Genomic DNA, 14,975 nt, shown 5'->3' on the forward strand with positions numbered 1-14,975 from the left:
CTGACTACTCTTAGAAGATATCAAAAATTCCGACCACAACGTTTCTTATTGATTTTATAACGGTTATAGTAATCATACATTTAAAGATTCAAATTCCATAATCCATTCCTTGCTATTCATAAATTACCTCCATTTTTTATAGTCAGTCTAATATCTACAATTTTCTATATAATATTATTGTATCATTATTTTATATATTCGTATATAAATAAGACAATATTCCTCATAACTAATTTACATTAAACAGAGATAAATCAGTCAAAAATTAATTATTTAACTAACATAGCGAGCATAAATAACTTATACCTATAAAGACTTACTCCTATGATCTACTTAACCTCATAATCATCAAAATCAAAACAAATATTTAGTCAAATTTTGGTCACACTTTGGTCAAAAATTCCAAAAATACTAAGTTATTTTAAATATTCTCCTTTTTTGTTAAAATTTCACCAGTTTCAGCATATAAAGGTAAATTATATCTTCTTACTTTTTTCCAAAACAGCAACAGCCTTATCAGAATATAAAACCATAGCTTCAATCCTCTTTTACATCATCTTCAATATCTAGTTTCACTTCAAAAGGAATACTTCTAGTTAAAACACATTGCTTCAAAAATAACTTTACAGCAGTTGTCATATCTAAACCTAATTCATTAAAAATTGCAGTTGCTTCTTTTTTTAAATCATCATCAACTCTAACAGCAATTTGTGGCATAGTATTTTCTCCTTTTTATTCTGTATGTCTATTGTATCACTTCCAGACAGACAAATTCAAATTTTTATACATATTAAATACAAAGTAAAATAGACCAGCTTCCTGATCTACTTTATTCTATATTCATAAAAATCAAAACAAATTTTTGGTCAAATTTTGGTCAACGTTTGGTCAAAAAAACAAAATATACTATACTATTTTAAAAAACTAAATTGTGATGATTGCCTATAAATAAAGACTTTGAATATTCTTTATGTTTCTTTACGCTTCTTAAAATGCCCCCTGCAGGAATCGAACCTGCAACTACTCCTTAGGAGGGAGTTGTTATATCCATTGAACTAAGGGAGCTAGATAAAAACTCTGCTGAAAAAGCAGAGTTTTTTAGTCGAATTAACGACGGATTTCTTTGATACGAGCTGCTTTACCTTGAAGAGCACGCAAGTAGTACAATTTCGCACGACGTACTTTACCGTAACGAACAACTTCGATTTTTTCAACACGTGGAGTGTGGATTGGGAAGATACGCTCAACACCTACACCGTTAGAGATTTTACGAACTGTGTAGTTTTCTGAGATGCCAGCACCTTTACGTGCGATAACAACACCTTCAAAAATCTGGATACGTTCACGGTTACCTTCGACAACTTTCGCGTGTACACGAACAGTGTCACCAGGACGGAATGATGGGATATCTGTACGAAGTTGACCTTCAGTCAAGCTTTGGATTAATGGATTCATTTTATTCTCCTATCTTTGTCAATCTTGAGGAATCTTCCTCAGCGGATAAACTGTATTTTTGTGCGTCCATTACACACAAGATACAGTTTACCAAATTTCCACAAAAAAGTAAAGAAATTTATAGCAGAATTCCTAAAAAAATCGCAACCAAACCACCTAGGTAGGTCAAAGCCAGGTAAGAATAAAAGACTTTCCTATCGCTCAGCAACCTTTGGAGTTCGTCATTCAAGGTAGAGAAGGTTGTTAACCCTCCACAAAATCCTGTTGCTAAAATAGCATAGACTTCCTTAGACTCTACATGATTGTAGAATAATCCAATCAAAAAACACCCTAAAAGATTGGCTATGAGCGTTCCGAATGGCAATTTAAATGCTTGATTATAGCGGGAAAAGAAATAACGCACTAAAGCTCCGAAGCCACAAGCAATTGCAAGATAGACGATTACCATTTCTTCCTCCCCAAATAGTAAGCCAAGAGTAGGCCTCCACCGATGCTCAAAAGCAAATACATAACCAAACTCAGATAACGCCCTGTATCAAGCAGTTTCACAGCATCAAGCATGAGACTAGAAAAGGTTGTTAGACCTCCGCAAAAACCCGTCCCCAGTGCTAAAACCAATCCCTTACTAGTCCCCTTATAGACCAGATAACCCTTGACAAGATAAACCAGGCAGAAAATTCCCAGATAGTTGACAAAGAGAGTACCCCAAGGAAAGTCTGGACTGGCTGGTAACCAAGTGGAAACTAGGTAGCGGACAAGTCCGCCCAACATAGCAGCTAGAAAAATCCCTAGCGGATAAAATTGTTCTTTTTTCATTTGATATTTTGATCCTGATAATCACGCGAACGTTTGAGTATATCCGAAAAAGTCGCTACAATAGTCTCCTGATAGCGCTTGTCTCCTACACGACTTCTAACCTTTTCAAAAATAACCGCTTCTCTCTTGGTATCTAAAATCGGTTTACCCGAAGCTTTCTTATAAGCGACAACCCCTTCAACCAAGTGCATTCGTTCTTCTAGAAGTTTAACAATTTGATCGTCGATTTGATCAATTTCTTGACGAATAATATCTAAATCCATACAGTCTCCTCCTTTATTTGAATTATTGTATCAAAAAGCCACCAAATAGGCTAGTAAAATCCCAACTCACGATAAAAAAATGCACTGATTGATTGTATCAGCGCACTTTTATGCTTATCCTACTTTAGCAGCCAATTCTTCTGCGAATTGTTCTAAACGTTCAATGTCTTCTTCCTCAGCAGAAAGATCAACTTTAACACACTCTGAACCTTTTTCTGCCCCTGTTGAAACAAAAACGCGGTCAAAGTCATCTACAGCCTTACAAAATTCATCGTAGAAGGTATCTCCTGACCCAACCACTCCGTAGATTTTACCATTCAAGTTGAGATCTGCTAGGTCTTCGTAGAAGTCCATCATCTCATCTGGCAATTCTCCATCACCATAAGTATAGGTCGCAACGATAGCGATGTCTGCTTCCAAGAAGTCTGAAGCGTCAACAGTTGTACATTCATCAACATCGACATCCAAGCCCAAGTCACGTAATTTGTCTGCTACAATATCTGCAATTTCTTCGGTATTACCGGTCATACTGGCAAATACAATTTTTGCTAATGCCATATCGTCCTCCTCAATTTATCTTTCTCCATTATATCACATCTTTTTCATTTTAAAAATAAAAATTCTTGTGCTACAATGAAATGAGAAAGAATTGAGGTTATTTATGGAAATTTGCCATCAAATTTTAGAAAAAATCAAAGAATACGACACGATTATCATTCACCGTCATATGAAACCAGACCCTGATGCCTTGGGCAGTCAGGTGGGATTGAAAGCTCTTCTCAAACATCATTTCCCAGAAAAAACCATCAAAGCCGTTGGTTTTGATGAACCGACTCTTACTTGGATGGCTGAAATGGATCTTGTTGAAGATAGTGCCTACCAAGGTGCACTTGTCATCGTCTGTGATACGGCCAATACTGCTCGTATCGATGATAAGCGCTATCGTCAAGGTGATTTTCTCATCAAGATTGACCACCATCCAAATGATGATGTATACGGTGACCTGTCTTGGGTCGATACAAGTTCAAGTAGCGCTAGCGAGATGATTACCCTATTTGCCCAAACAACCCAACTGGCCTTGTCAGATCGAGCTGCTGAATTGCTCTTTGCAGGAATTGTTGGTGATACAGGTCGCTTCCTCTACCCTTCTACCACTGCACGCACCCTCCGCCTAGCTGCGTCTCTGAGAGAACAAAACTTTGACTTTGCAGCTCTCACTCGCAAAATGGACACTATGAGTTACAAAATTGCTAAACTGCAAGGCTACATCTACGACCATTTGGAAGTGGATGAAAATGGTGCTGCTCGCGTTATCCTGAGTCAGAAAATCTTAAAACAATTCAATGTTACCGATGCTGAAACTGCAGCCATTGTCGGTGCACCTGGACGTATTGACAGTGTAAGTATCTGGGGAATTTTTGTAGAGCAGGCTGATGGCCACTACCGTGTTCGCTTACGCAGTAAAATCCATCCTATCAATGAAATCGCCAAGGAACATGATGGTGGAGGCCACCCTCTAGCAAGCGGTGCTAATTCCTATAGTCTAGAAGAAAACGAAATCATCTACCAAAAGTTAAAAAACTTGCTTAAAAACTGATAAAATACTTGCCAAACTTTTCAGAATCTGATAGACTAGTATGGTAACAATCTATGGCTCGCAAAGAGACCATGGCAGAAAGGAAATATTGCAAAATGAAAAAAGATATCCATCCAGAATATCGCCCAGTTGTCTTCATGGACACAACTACTGGTTACCAATTCCTTAGCGGTTCAACAAAACGCTCTAACGAAACAGTTGAGTTCGAAGGCGAAACTTACCCATTGATCCGTGTGGAAATTTCATCAGACTCACACCCATTCTACACTGGACGTCAAAAGTTCACTCAAGCAGATGGACGCGTGGATCGTTTCAACAAAAAATACGGTCTCAAATAATGATAAAAAAGAACAGTTTCAACTGTTCTTTTTTTCTTCTTTTTATAAACCAATCACTACTACTTTCTATTTGTCAACCGTCACGCTGACACTATAATTGATTTCAAACGGGGTTAAAAAATATCGAAAAGAAGCTTGATATTGAGAATAGTCAAGATGATTGAAACTACGTAGCCTAGGATTGTGTTCCACTTGGCATTGGTAAATTCTCCCATCACTGACTTCTTAGAAGTCAGATAAATTAAGGGAAAAATTGAGAATGGAAGAGCGATTGAAAGAAAGACCTGTGAATAGACCAATAACTGATCTAAGGTCTTTTCTTGATGCCCAAACAAGACAGCAACTATCATCACAGGGAGCAAGGCAAAAATCCGTGTTCCGACACGAATAACCCACTGTGGTAATTTCATATGCAAGAAACCTTCCATAACGATCTGTCCAGTCAAAGTACCTGTAATAGTAGAATTTTGGCCACTTGCTAAGAGAGCTAAAGCAAACAAAGTTGACAGAGTTGAGCTGGCTATCGCTCCTGCTATTGTCGAATCCTGTAAAGCATTGTACATTTGAGAGAAAGCTGAAATTTCAGATGCATGGCCAAAAAAGAGGGAGGCGCCTAAAATAAGAAGCAAGGAATTGACAACAAACGCTAGAGACAACTGAAGATTTGAGTCCCAGGTCATAAAACGGACAGCTTTTCGTATATCTTTCTTATCCTTATGGTTGATTTTTCTTGTTTGAGATAGGGATGAATGGAGATAGAGATTATGGGGCATGACTGTTGCTCCCACAATCCCTAAAGCCAAAGTCAGTTGACTCTCATGTCCTGGCAAGGAACTTTCAAATAAAGTCGAAGTCGGTAAATAGCCACCAAAAATCCCCTGCATACTTGGATTAGATAAAGCAACCAGATAAGAAAAGATACCTAATATGGTTAAGATAAGGGTTGTAACAATAGATTCAATCTTCTTGAACCCAAATTTCATCAACAAAAGCAAAAGAAATACATCTAAAACGGTTAGAAGTATCGCGACCATAATCGGTATTTTAAACAAAAGATTTAAGGCAATTGCTGAACCTATAACCTCAGCCAAGTCTGTCGCCATTAAAGCTAATTCTAAAATCACCCATAGACTATAGCGGAGCCACTTGGGGGCATGATGAGCTGTTGCCTGCGCTAAATCCATCCTCGTCACGATACCTAGCTTTCCAGCCATCTGTTGTAGCTGCATGGCGATGATGGATGAAATCAAAATAACAAATAAGAGACTATACTTATAGGAAGCACCTCCAACCACACTGGTAATCCAGTTTCCGGGATCCATATAACCAACTGCAACAAGAGCTCCAGGCCCTAAAAATGCTTTTAGATTTTGCCAAAAATGATTGTTATTCGGAGTTTCAATAGATTGATTGATCTCTGAAAGAGAGACCTTTTTGTAAGAAGACATCGGAATATTCACTTTCTAATCTTGTCTTTGCCTATTTTATTAATGGAGTTTTGAAAATATAATGAAAATAATTTCCTATTTCCAATCTATTCTTATTATATCACATTTTGAAATGATTCTTAAGGAAAGCATGATAGTTCACAGTTGATAATTCCAGCAATCAAATTCATTCGTAATCCAAATCATTTACGTCGATTTCGTTAGGTTGTTGAAAACATTTTAAACGTTTTTACTTTGGCCAAAATATTCTCAACCTTGATTCTCTCTTTAGATAGCACATGATTATAGGATTTATCTTCAAGAGTTAGTGGCTTAAGTTTGCTTGATTTCCTCGGAATTTGCGCTTGTGAATACATCTTCATGATCCCTTGATAACCACTGTCTGCCAAGATTTTACCAGCTTGTCCGATATTTCTGCGACTCATTTTGAACAACTTCATATCATGGCAATAGTTCACTGCAATATCCAAAGAAACAATTCTCCCTTGACTTGTGACAATCGCCTGAGCCTTCATAGCATGACATTTCTTTTTAAAAGAATAATTGGCTAGTTGATTTTTTAGGACGATTGATTTTTACCTCTGTTACATCCACAATCACCGTATCCTCAGCACTAAGATGAGTTTTTGAAATCGTAAAGCCACTTTGAATAAGAGTTGCTTCAACCCATTGACTCCGACGGATTAAGTTGCTTTCGTGAATGCCAAAATCAGCCGTAATTTGTTCATAAGTGCGGTATTCTCGCATGTATTGAAGAGTAGCCATGAGGAGGTCTTCTAGGCTTAACTTAGGGGTTCGTCCACCTTTTGCGTGTTTAAGTTGATAAACTGTTTTTAACACAGCTAACATCTCTTCAAAAGTAGTGCGCTGAACACCAATAAGGCGCTTAAATTGTGCATCAGTTAATTGTTTACTTACTTCATAATTCGTAGTTTTATTGTATCATATTTTGTTTCGCAGGAAGTCTACTTTTATTTTCCACTGCCAAGCACAATTCTTAGATTCTCTCAGAAAAAGATTAGACTTTTAACCCCAAAATTGATAAAATAAAAAGGAAAATAAGATAAAAGGAAACTATAAATCACTATGATGAACATGCAAAAATTGAACATACTGTTTTTAATTTTTGTAAACATCAAAAAGGTTGGTTTAAAAGGGTTTTAAGCCCTTAAGATTTTTTATCCAACACTACTATTCACGCATCCAAGACAAAATCTTGGCAAAAAATACAGTAGCAAAGAGTACACCAAACTACCACTCATTATGGGCGGTAGTTTTCTTTTCGTCTAAAATAGAGATAAAAAGATAGGTGGTAGCCTTATGCGTTACGGTTATGTTCGAGTATCTACAAGAGAACAAAATATTGATAGGCAATTTTCAGCCTTAGTAGAAAACAAATTACCAAAAGAAAATATTTTTATTGATTATGTTTCAGGAAAGGATTTTGACAGAATCGAATATCAAAAATTATTAACTACCTTGAAGGAGAATGATGAATTAGTTATTAAATCAATTGATAGATTGGGAAGAAACTATGATGAAATTTTAGAACAATGGCAATCAATTACTAAGAAAAAGAAAGTAAATATAACTGTTTTAGATTTCCCCTTATTAAACACAAAGAACAGCGATGACAATATCACAGGAAAACTAATATCTGACATCGTTTTGCAAGTTCTATCTTATGTGGCACAGTTTGAAAGAGAACAAATCAAACAAAGACAAATGGAAGGAATACGAGAAGCAAAGAAAAAAGGGAAAAAATTCGGTAGACCAAAATTGCTTGCCCCGGATAATCTCCCTGATGTAATAGCTCAATATACGAAAAAAGAAATAACCTTACGAGAAGGTGCAGACATCTTAGGAGTATCAAAAAGCACCTTTCATAATTGGATAAAAAATTCATAGTTCCTGTCAAAAAAACTAGGATTTTTTGGACAGGAAATACACTTTATTTTAGAACCATTTTCGTTAGAAAAAAGGTTCTAAAATCCAGCATTTTGACCGATTATTATTACACTACCATTCTATCAAGTTTGTCCAAAAAAGTCTAGATTTTAGGACAAACTGATTACTTTACAACAAATAAAAATAGGGGGTATTAAATGAATGCGCAAACAAACTAAAAAATTTACACTTGCAACTATCTCAGCTCTATCACTTCTTGGCACTGGAGTCATCACAGCTAATCAAGTATCAGCTAGCGAGAATACGAGTACTGAAAAACAAATAGACGCAACAATTACAAAAGTTGAAATTGATTATTTTGGACTTAGCTTCGAAGGAAAACTTTCAGAGCCACTACAACACGGAGGTGATAAGGCTGCTAAGGGAAATATTACTTTGATTGATAAAGCGACCGGAAAAATTGTGTACCAAAGTCACGATGCTGTCATTTTTAGTGGTCTAACTAGAGATGTCAGTGATCAATTTTTGCAACCTTTATTTTATAGCAATCAATTTAAAGGTGATGTTTTTGTTTCAGAACAATTTCCAGATGGAACATATATTTTGGAGATGTCTGGAGAAGCTGGTTCGCCTTACGATGACTTAACTGATACAAGAAAACGTGTCTTTAAAGCTAGCAAAGAGGTTACAATCGGAAATCCTTCTACAAATTCAAATACTAACACAACAACTCAATCAGGTTCGAATTCTAATATCTCAGGTAGTTGGCTACAATCTGGTTCTCGCTGGTGGTATAAACATGCCGACAGCTCTTACAAAACTAATGGCTGGGAAAAAATCAATGGCGTTTGGTATCGCTTTGACTATTCTGGTTGGATGCAAACAGGATGGGTAAAAGACGGCAGCTGGTACTATCTTGACGGTTCAGGTGCTATGAAGACTGGTTGGCTAAAAAATAACGGTAACTGGTACTATCTTGACGGTTCAGGTGCTATGAAGACTGGTTGGATGAAGGTATCTGGTAAATGGTACTATGCTTATAGCTCTGGTGCACTAGCAATCAATACGATGACCCCTGATGGCTACCGTGTCAATTACAACGGTGAGTGGGTTTAACATACAATAGAAATAGATTAAGGAGATAATTATATGAACAAAGTTATAAAAATTGAAGATGAAACAGTTTATGTTGGAAAAGGTGATAATGGCCAATTTACTGCAATTTCAAGAAAAAGTTTTGGTTTTGAACCACAAGTAGGTGATTACGTAGAATTTTATCAAAACGGTGATGAGTATATTGTTTCAAAAATAGATAACACATCTCCAGCTAGCTCTAGTCAACATTCAAATGGGGTGAGTGATAAATCTAAACTTGCCGCAGCCTTATTTGCCCTATTTTTAGGAGCACTTGGTGGCTACGATTTTTACATCGGAAATTCTAAACAAGGGTACAAGCGTATCGGCATAACTCTGCTAGCTATCATTCCTATTTTATTACCATTTGTTTTACTAGCAAATGCAATTTGGAATATTATAATTACTATTCAAGTTTTAACGTCCAAAACTGGTAGCAAATGGCACCAAGATGCTCAAGGTTTAGAATTGCAAGATTAAACATATGAAAAAATTATTTCTATTCAGTATTAGTATTTTAGCTATCTCTATTTTAACGGCTTGCCAACATCAGAGTGAAAATACTTCTGCAACAAGTTCTAAAGCGATTGCCTCAAGTACTAGTTCCACTTCTTCCACATCGGAAGAGAAGAAAAATGATTACACCCTATATAATCCTGTCCTTAAAGAATATGCCAAAGTATTAGATGGTTCATCAGCTTCACCTAAAGAGCTCAATTCAAAAGCAAACTTAAAAAATACTTATCCTAAAGAATACTCTGGACTACAATACAGCTTGTATGATTTAGACCAAAATGGTACGGACGAACTTTTGGTTGCCCTTAAAACGGATTCTAACTATTACGATTTATTAGATATTCGAACTCTTAAAAATGACGAAGTTATTCGACTGACCAATGCAGAAAACAATCTGGACTTTATTGGAGAGCGAGTACATTTTAATCCTTTAGAAAATGGCTATTTCCAATTATCTACCCGTGTATCTACTAATCAAATCCAAGTTAAACTATACAAGTTAAATCAGGATGGAACACGGTTAGAGTTAATTAGCGAATCAGATACAGAAGAGGGACTGGGGACAAAACCACCTTCCCTTGATATAAGATCTTTCTCTTGGAAGTCTGTCACAAGTCTCATAAATGGAGAAACTAGCCTTCCGTCAGAAAGCAAAGGGATGGATATTTCTGCAATTCAAAATGGGGATTTTTCTAGTGTCTCAGGAACTTGGAGGAATCGTTCAGGTATTGAATTTACTTTCGACAAAAATGGTTTAGTAAGTGATAAGTCCAAAATTTCAATTGAACATGTTAAAGAAATTGACCACTATCTTAAGGCAAATTCTGTTTCTAAAGATGGAGGTGCTGGTGCAGCTATTGCCTTTTTACCAGCAGGAATCCCTATAACTATGTCTGTCACCTCTTCTACAGATAATGGCTATACCGACTCATCTGATATCACACAAGACCGCTTATGGTTTGGACAACAACTTATCAATGGTAGTACTGAGGGATTTTTCTATAAAGTAGAATAGTGTTAGTAAACCCTTAAACGAGCTCATAAAATATCTAGCAACTTTTCATAAACACATATAGGATAAATATTCTTATGCTCTGAGAATATCTATCCTATATTTTTATTCCATCTACATCCCTATCGATACTTGATGAATTCTCTCTAAAAAAGATTAGACTTTTAGCCTCAAAATTGATAAAATAAAAAAGAAAATAATTGAAAAAGGAAACTGTAAATCACCATGATGAACATGCAAAACATGATGCGCCAAGCACAAAAACTTCAAAAACAAATGGAACAAAGTCAAGCAGAACTTGCTGCTATGCAATTTGTTGGCAAATCTGCTCAAGACCTTGTTCAAGCGACCTTAACTGGTGACAAAAAAGTTGTCAGCATTGACTTCAATCCAGCTGTTGTTGACCCAGAAGACCTTGAAACTCTTTCAGATATGACTGTTCAAGCTATCAACTCTGCTCTTGAACAAATCGATGAAACTACCAAGAAAAAATTAGGTGCTTTCGCTGGAAAATTGCCATTCTAAGCATAAGAAAAACAAGCATTCATGAGAATACTTGCCTATCATGGGAGGAACAACTGTTCCTCTTTTTGATTACTAAAAATTAAAGAATTCCATGGCCTGTTTGAAAAGCAATTCAGTATACTCTGGGTCTTCTTGGGCAATGGTAACCTGATCTTGAATCATTTCCAAGTCATCCGTTATCATGCCGTCTGCACCCAAATGAACAGATTTATCAAAGGATTCTGAACTATTGATGGTCCACACGTACAATTTCTGATCGGTATTCCAAAGCTTGTTGACAAAATTTTCATCTAAAGTTGAATACTCCATGGTATAACCTGTAGCCTTGGTTCTTGGAAAAATACTATTATAAGGTAGGATAAAAAAGACTGGAATTTGAGTATCGTAGGCTAAAAGCTGGTCAATCACATGGTAGTCCAAGGATTGCATTTGGTGACCATTCTGCTTAAGAACCGTTCCATATTTTTCCATAAAGCGTTTCATCATATTTGGACTATCTTTTCGACTGGTTTTAATTTCAATAAGGAGTTTTTGATGCAATTCATTGGCTTTATTGAGATAGTCATCAAAACTAGACACCTTGCTATGATAGCCATTTTCTGAAATATCAAGTTTGGTTAATTCTTCCAAAGTGAGATCCTGAGGATTGGCATTAACTCCTGTCAAATTCTTGATATTAGCATCATGCATCATGACAAACTGACCATCTTTTGTTTCCTGAACATCCGTCTCAACGAAATCTGGAGATAACTGAGCCGTCTTTTCTAAAGATTGGACTGTATTTTGTACACCATTCTTATTAGATACTCCCCTGTGAGAGATAATCAAAGGTTTATTGGCAACTGGAGCTTCTAAATAAACATAACCCTCAAGAGCGAAAAAGATACCAGCACATCCCATCACTCCCCATCTCATCCAGTGGTCTTTCTTTCTCCTTGGTGTGATTTCTAATTCTTCTCCTGTTAAGAAGGAAACAAATTTAATGAGAAAGTAAGTCAAGGCCATATAGTGGAAATTCTTAATCAAGACAAAGTTGATAATTCCCAGTACAAGAGACTCCTTATGGGTCAAACCATCCATCAGCACCTGACTTGCCAAGATTGGAATCAATAAAAGAATGAAAAATAGATAGGTTTTGACGACAATCCAGAGCAAGTTCCAAATATAAAACCAGGAGTGCTTTCTTGTCTTTTCTAGACTATATCTGACCGCTTCTTTGACTGTTTTTTTCTCAAATAAAAGCTGAGGTAGGGCAAACATCAAACGTACTGAAATGTAAAATAGAAGTAAAGCCAGAATAGTAACCACTATACCTACTAGCCAATACTTGTCTTCTATATAATCAATGATAAAGTCCGGAATGACGATTTTATTGAGGTAGTAAATCTTTAAAATCTTTCGAATCAATGGAAAGAGCATCATGACATAAAAGAAGATAAAGGCTATCTTGGAAAGCGTCACTTGCTTCATAAACAAGATACTTTGGCGAAAGACCTTACGACTGTACTCCAGCAAGGTCCTTTTTTCATGGCATAATAAATGCCGAGCACCAATAAAGAGAAGTCCTATCTGGTAATAGGCGACCAGTAAATTAACGATTACCAGAACAAATAAAGCAAGACTAACAAAGGGAGAACCTTTTATAATGGCAAAAATATTGTTGTAGGAAAGAAAGAGATAGCCTGTCTGACGGAGCAAAAGTCCAGCAATCCAAGAATTTGACGGTAACCAGACAAACTCAATCATCATAAAAGTCAAGAAAAATAGAAAAAGTATTTTATCTAGATTAAAGTATATCTGCTTAAAACCTAGATTTTTAGGTTTTTCAGGTTTCATAGGCACTCCTAGTCAAATAATTGAGACAAATCCAAGCCTCCAAAAGGATTGTTTGAAAGACTACTTTCTGTCTCTAACAATTCTCTAGCTTGGTCTGACTCTAGAAAGGACTCGTAAACACGCGCTGTCATACGAGCATCCTCTAAGCTATTATGAGACTGACCTTGAAATCCAAGAAACGAGGCAACGGTTTGCAATTTGAGATTGGCAATACCGTGTAAATCCGAACTCCGACGTTCAAAAGCTTCATCATACAAGTCCACCTTATACTGCAGGCTGTAGTCTAAACCATGCTCCGCTAAAATAGGTAGATCACTTTTAGCAGCATTGTAGCCAACCATGGGTAAAGAACCCACAAACTCTTGGAAATCTTTTATAACTTTCTCCACTGGTGGAGCATCTTTTAAGGTTTCAGCTGTAATTCCAGTCAAACCATTGATAAAACTCTTTAGAGGCACACTAGTATGGACATAGGAATCATAGGCATCGATTTCCTGACCATCTCTAAAACGCACTGCCGATACTTGAATCAAGTGTGTTTGCCCTTCATGCTGATTAAATTCTAAATCGAAAGCAATGTAATCTTCTAATCGTTCCATTCTATACCTCTCCTATACTGTTATTTTATACTCTTCGAAAATCAAATTCAAACCACGTCAACGTCGCCTTGCCGTAGATATATGTAACTGACTTCGTCAGTCTTATCTACAACCTCAAAGCAGTGCTTTGAGCAGCCTGCGGCTAGTTTCCTAGTTTGCTCTTTGATTTTCATTGAGTATTACTTGAGCAACTATACTATTTAGAAACAAAAGAAGCCATCAGGTTAGCATTTAACCTAAACAGCTCCTTGATTATCCTCCAAATAAACGAGCAAAAAAGCCTTTCTTAGTGGATTGGACTTCTTCTTTTGCTTGGTCCAGCTCTAGCTTAAGATTTTCTTGATCCTTCATTGCTTGAAGAGTTAATTGTTGCTGCTGATCGAGTTGTTTGTCTTTCTCAGCAATCTGACGGTCTTTAATACGCATCTGCTCGTCTTTTTCTGATAACTGACGATCCTTGGCTTTTAATTGTTCATAGAGACGAAGAATTTCTGCATTCTTCTCATCAACCAGAATCTCCATCAGTTCACGCTGCTTGACATCTTCACTAACAGGCTCATCTTCAAAAATCGTTTTTTTATAGATTTCTTCTAGCTTAATCAAGCCACTTCTGGTAACTACCGTTACCCCTTTGTCATTTTTATCTGTGTCTTCTTCTGGTAATTCTTTGACACGGTTATTGATTGCTTGACGAGATAATCCTAAAACCTCTGCAATCTCACTGACGGTCATTTCAATACTCATAATATCCTCTGAAACGTTTTCTAGCTTTTCTTTACTTAAATCTTATCATAAGCTAGAAAAACTGTCAAATTTCCGCTTAATCTAAAGCCTTCAAAAAGGCTAATAAGACTTGGGCAGAGCGACGTCCAGCTTCGATAATAAACTCATCAAAAGAGATGTTTGCTTCATGGTTGGCATTGTCACTCATAGCTCGGATGACTAAAACTGGAAGATTAAGGGCATGCGCTGCCTGAGCAATAGCTGCCCCCTCCATCTCAACAGCTAAAACTTCTGGGAAATGGGACTTAATCGCTTCTATCTTATCATTTCCTGCAACAAAACTATCTCCTGTAGCAATCAAACCAAGATGCCAGTTCTGGTCCAATTGAGATAAACTCTCTTGGATGTTGGCGACAAAGGTTTTATCTGATTCGAAATAAAGCGGTTGTTGCGCCATTTGTCCATAAGCATAGCCAAAAGCTGTAACATCCACGTCATGATAGACTAATTTGTCAGCAATCACAACATCCCCAACAGCAATACCTTCTGCTACTGCCCCAGCTGAGCCCGTATTAATAAGAGCATCCACTTGAAAATGATCAGCCAAAATCGCCACACTCATAGCAGACATGACCTTACCAATTCCACTTTCTACAAGAACGACTTCATGCGAGGCAATGGTTCCTGTATGATAGGTATTGCCTAAAACAACTTGCCCTTGGGCATTTTCAAGATGCTGGACCAGATAAGCCAGTTCTTCTGGCATAGCCGCAATAATTCCTATTTTCATTTCAATCCTTTTCTA

General features: G+C 36.8%; 18 protein-coding genes, 1 tRNA gene and 1 pseudogene. 7 read left to right on the top strand and 13 right to left on the bottom strand.

The genetic code is table 11. From position 1 onward, the window contains the following. Window positions 1–537: 537 nt before the first annotated feature. The 7 genes from N8L39_RS02430 to N8L39_RS02460 form a co-directional block, all read right to left on the bottom strand. On the bottom strand, window positions 538–717 hold the full coding sequence (locus tag N8L39_RS02430; RefSeq protein WP_084863177.1) for a type II toxin-antitoxin system RelB/DinJ family antitoxin: 180 nt from the start codon (window positions 715–717) through the stop codon (window positions 538–540). A gap of 276 nt (window positions 718–993) precedes the next feature. After that, window positions 994–1,065, bottom strand: a tRNA-Arg gene (locus N8L39_RS02435). A gap of 42 nt (window positions 1,066–1,107) precedes the next feature. After that, a complete protein-coding gene (gene rplS / locus N8L39_RS02440) occupies window positions 1,108–1,455 on the bottom strand; it encodes a 50S ribosomal protein L19 (RefSeq protein WP_001068669.1) in 348 nt (115 codons plus the stop codon). Window positions 1,456–1,573: 118 nt separating this feature from the next. After that, a complete protein-coding gene (gene crcB, locus N8L39_RS02445) occupies window positions 1,574–1,903 on the bottom strand; it encodes a fluoride efflux transporter CrcB (RefSeq protein WP_261009780.1) in 330 nt (109 codons plus the stop codon). After that, complete coding sequence (gene crcB, locus N8L39_RS02450) at window positions 1,897–2,271, bottom strand: fluoride efflux transporter CrcB (protein ID WP_138025505.1); 375 nt, start codon at window positions 2,269–2,271, stop codon at window positions 1,897–1,899. The genes crcB (N8L39_RS02445) and crcB (N8L39_RS02450) overlap by 7 nt, the downstream gene beginning before the upstream one ends. Continuing rightward, a complete protein-coding gene (locus N8L39_RS02455; RefSeq protein ID WP_000362436.1) occupies window positions 2,268–2,534 on the bottom strand; it encodes a chorismate mutase in 267 nt (88 codons plus the stop codon). Before N8L39_RS02455 ends, crcB (N8L39_RS02450) begins: the two co-directional genes overlap by 4 nt. 114 nt (window positions 2,535–2,648) lie before the next feature. Continuing rightward, on the bottom strand, window positions 2,649–3,092 hold the full coding sequence (locus N8L39_RS02460) for a flavodoxin (RefSeq protein ID WP_001162128.1): 444 nt from the start codon (window positions 3,090–3,092) through the stop codon (window positions 2,649–2,651). A 103-nt stretch (window positions 3,093–3,195) separates the two neighbouring features. Between N8L39_RS02460 and N8L39_RS02465 the strand changes: the two genes are divergently transcribed. Further along, the gene (locus tag N8L39_RS02465) at window positions 3,196–4,131 is read left to right on the top strand and encodes a DHH family phosphoesterase (protein WP_261009779.1); all 936 of its coding nucleotides are present in this window, start codon (window positions 3,196–3,198) and stop codon (window positions 4,129–4,131) included. Between the two features lie 95 nt (window positions 4,132–4,226). Further along, window positions 4,227–4,469: a type B 50S ribosomal protein L31 gene (locus N8L39_RS02470; protein ID WP_000710764.1), complete on the top strand. Its 243-nt coding sequence runs from the start codon at window positions 4,227–4,229 to the stop codon at window positions 4,467–4,469. A 113-nt stretch (window positions 4,470–4,582) separates the two neighbouring features. Here the strand turns inward: N8L39_RS02470 and N8L39_RS02475 are convergent, their stop codons facing one another. Further along, window positions 4,583–5,917, bottom strand: coding sequence for an Nramp family divalent metal transporter (locus N8L39_RS02475; RefSeq protein ID WP_261009778.1), 1,335 nt, complete (start codon window positions 5,915–5,917; stop codon window positions 4,583–4,585). Window positions 5,918–6,099: 182 nt separating this feature from the next. Beyond that, a pseudogene (locus tag N8L39_RS02480) lies at window positions 6,100–6,796 on the bottom strand (IS5 family transposase). Window positions 6,797–7,237: 441 nt separating this feature from the next. Between N8L39_RS02480 and N8L39_RS02485 the strand changes: the two are divergent. The 5 genes from N8L39_RS02485 (at window position 7,238) to N8L39_RS02505 (ending at window position 11,012) form a co-directional block, all read left to right on the top strand. Further along, the gene (locus N8L39_RS02485) at window positions 7,238–7,825 is read left to right on the top strand and encodes a recombinase family protein (RefSeq protein ID WP_247953148.1); all 588 of its coding nucleotides are present in this window, start codon (window positions 7,238–7,240) and stop codon (window positions 7,823–7,825) included. A 237-nt stretch (window positions 7,826–8,062) separates the two neighbouring features. Beyond that, a complete protein-coding gene (locus N8L39_RS02490) occupies window positions 8,063–8,941 on the top strand; it encodes an N-acetylmuramoyl-L-alanine amidase family protein (protein WP_419991709.1) in 879 nt (292 codons plus the stop codon). A 33-nt stretch (window positions 8,942–8,974) separates the two neighbouring features. Continuing rightward, window positions 8,975–9,439, top strand: a complete 465-nt coding sequence (locus N8L39_RS02495) for a hypothetical protein (protein ID WP_049547095.1) — start codon at window positions 8,975–8,977, stop codon at window positions 9,437–9,439. A 4-nt stretch (window positions 9,440–9,443) separates the two neighbouring features. Next, the gene (locus N8L39_RS02500; protein ID WP_261009776.1) at window positions 9,444–10,490 is read left to right on the top strand and encodes a DUF6287 domain-containing protein; all 1,047 of its coding nucleotides are present in this window, start codon (window positions 9,444–9,446) and stop codon (window positions 10,488–10,490) included. A gap of 222 nt (window positions 10,491–10,712) precedes the next feature. Further along, a complete protein-coding gene (locus N8L39_RS02505) occupies window positions 10,713–11,012 on the top strand; it encodes a YbaB/EbfC family nucleoid-associated protein (protein ID WP_000981526.1) in 300 nt (99 codons plus the stop codon). Window positions 11,013–11,084: 72 nt separating this feature from the next. Here N8L39_RS02505 and N8L39_RS02510 read toward each other — a convergent pair whose 3' ends face one another. The 4 genes from N8L39_RS02510 to N8L39_RS02525 form a co-directional block, all read right to left on the bottom strand. Then, window positions 11,085–12,848 carry a glycerophosphodiester phosphodiesterase gene (locus N8L39_RS02510; RefSeq protein ID WP_261009775.1) on the bottom strand — a complete coding sequence of 588 codons (1,764 nt, stop codon included), beginning with the start codon at window positions 12,846–12,848 and terminating at the stop codon, window positions 11,085–11,087. Window positions 12,849–12,856: 8 nt separating this feature from the next. Further along, window positions 12,857–13,447: a 3'-5' exonuclease gene (locus N8L39_RS02515; RefSeq protein WP_261009774.1), complete on the bottom strand. Its 591-nt coding sequence runs from the start codon at window positions 13,445–13,447 to the stop codon at window positions 12,857–12,859. 252 nt (window positions 13,448–13,699) lie between these two features. Continuing rightward, a complete protein-coding gene (gene rocS, locus N8L39_RS02520; protein ID WP_000021242.1) occupies window positions 13,700–14,191 on the bottom strand; it encodes a chromosome segregation protein RocS in 492 nt (163 codons plus the stop codon). A 76-nt stretch (window positions 14,192–14,267) separates the two neighbouring features. Further along, entirely contained in the window at window positions 14,268–14,960 is a 693-nt protein-coding gene (locus N8L39_RS02525; protein WP_261009773.1) for a 5'-methylthioadenosine/adenosylhomocysteine nucleosidase, read from the bottom strand. Window positions 14,961–14,975: the final 15 nt, after the last annotated feature.

Source organism: Streptococcus mitis (assembly GCF_946190285.1).
In the GTDB taxonomy this organism is placed as follows: Bacteria; Bacillota; Bacilli; order Lactobacillales; family Streptococcaceae; genus Streptococcus; species Streptococcus mitis_CP.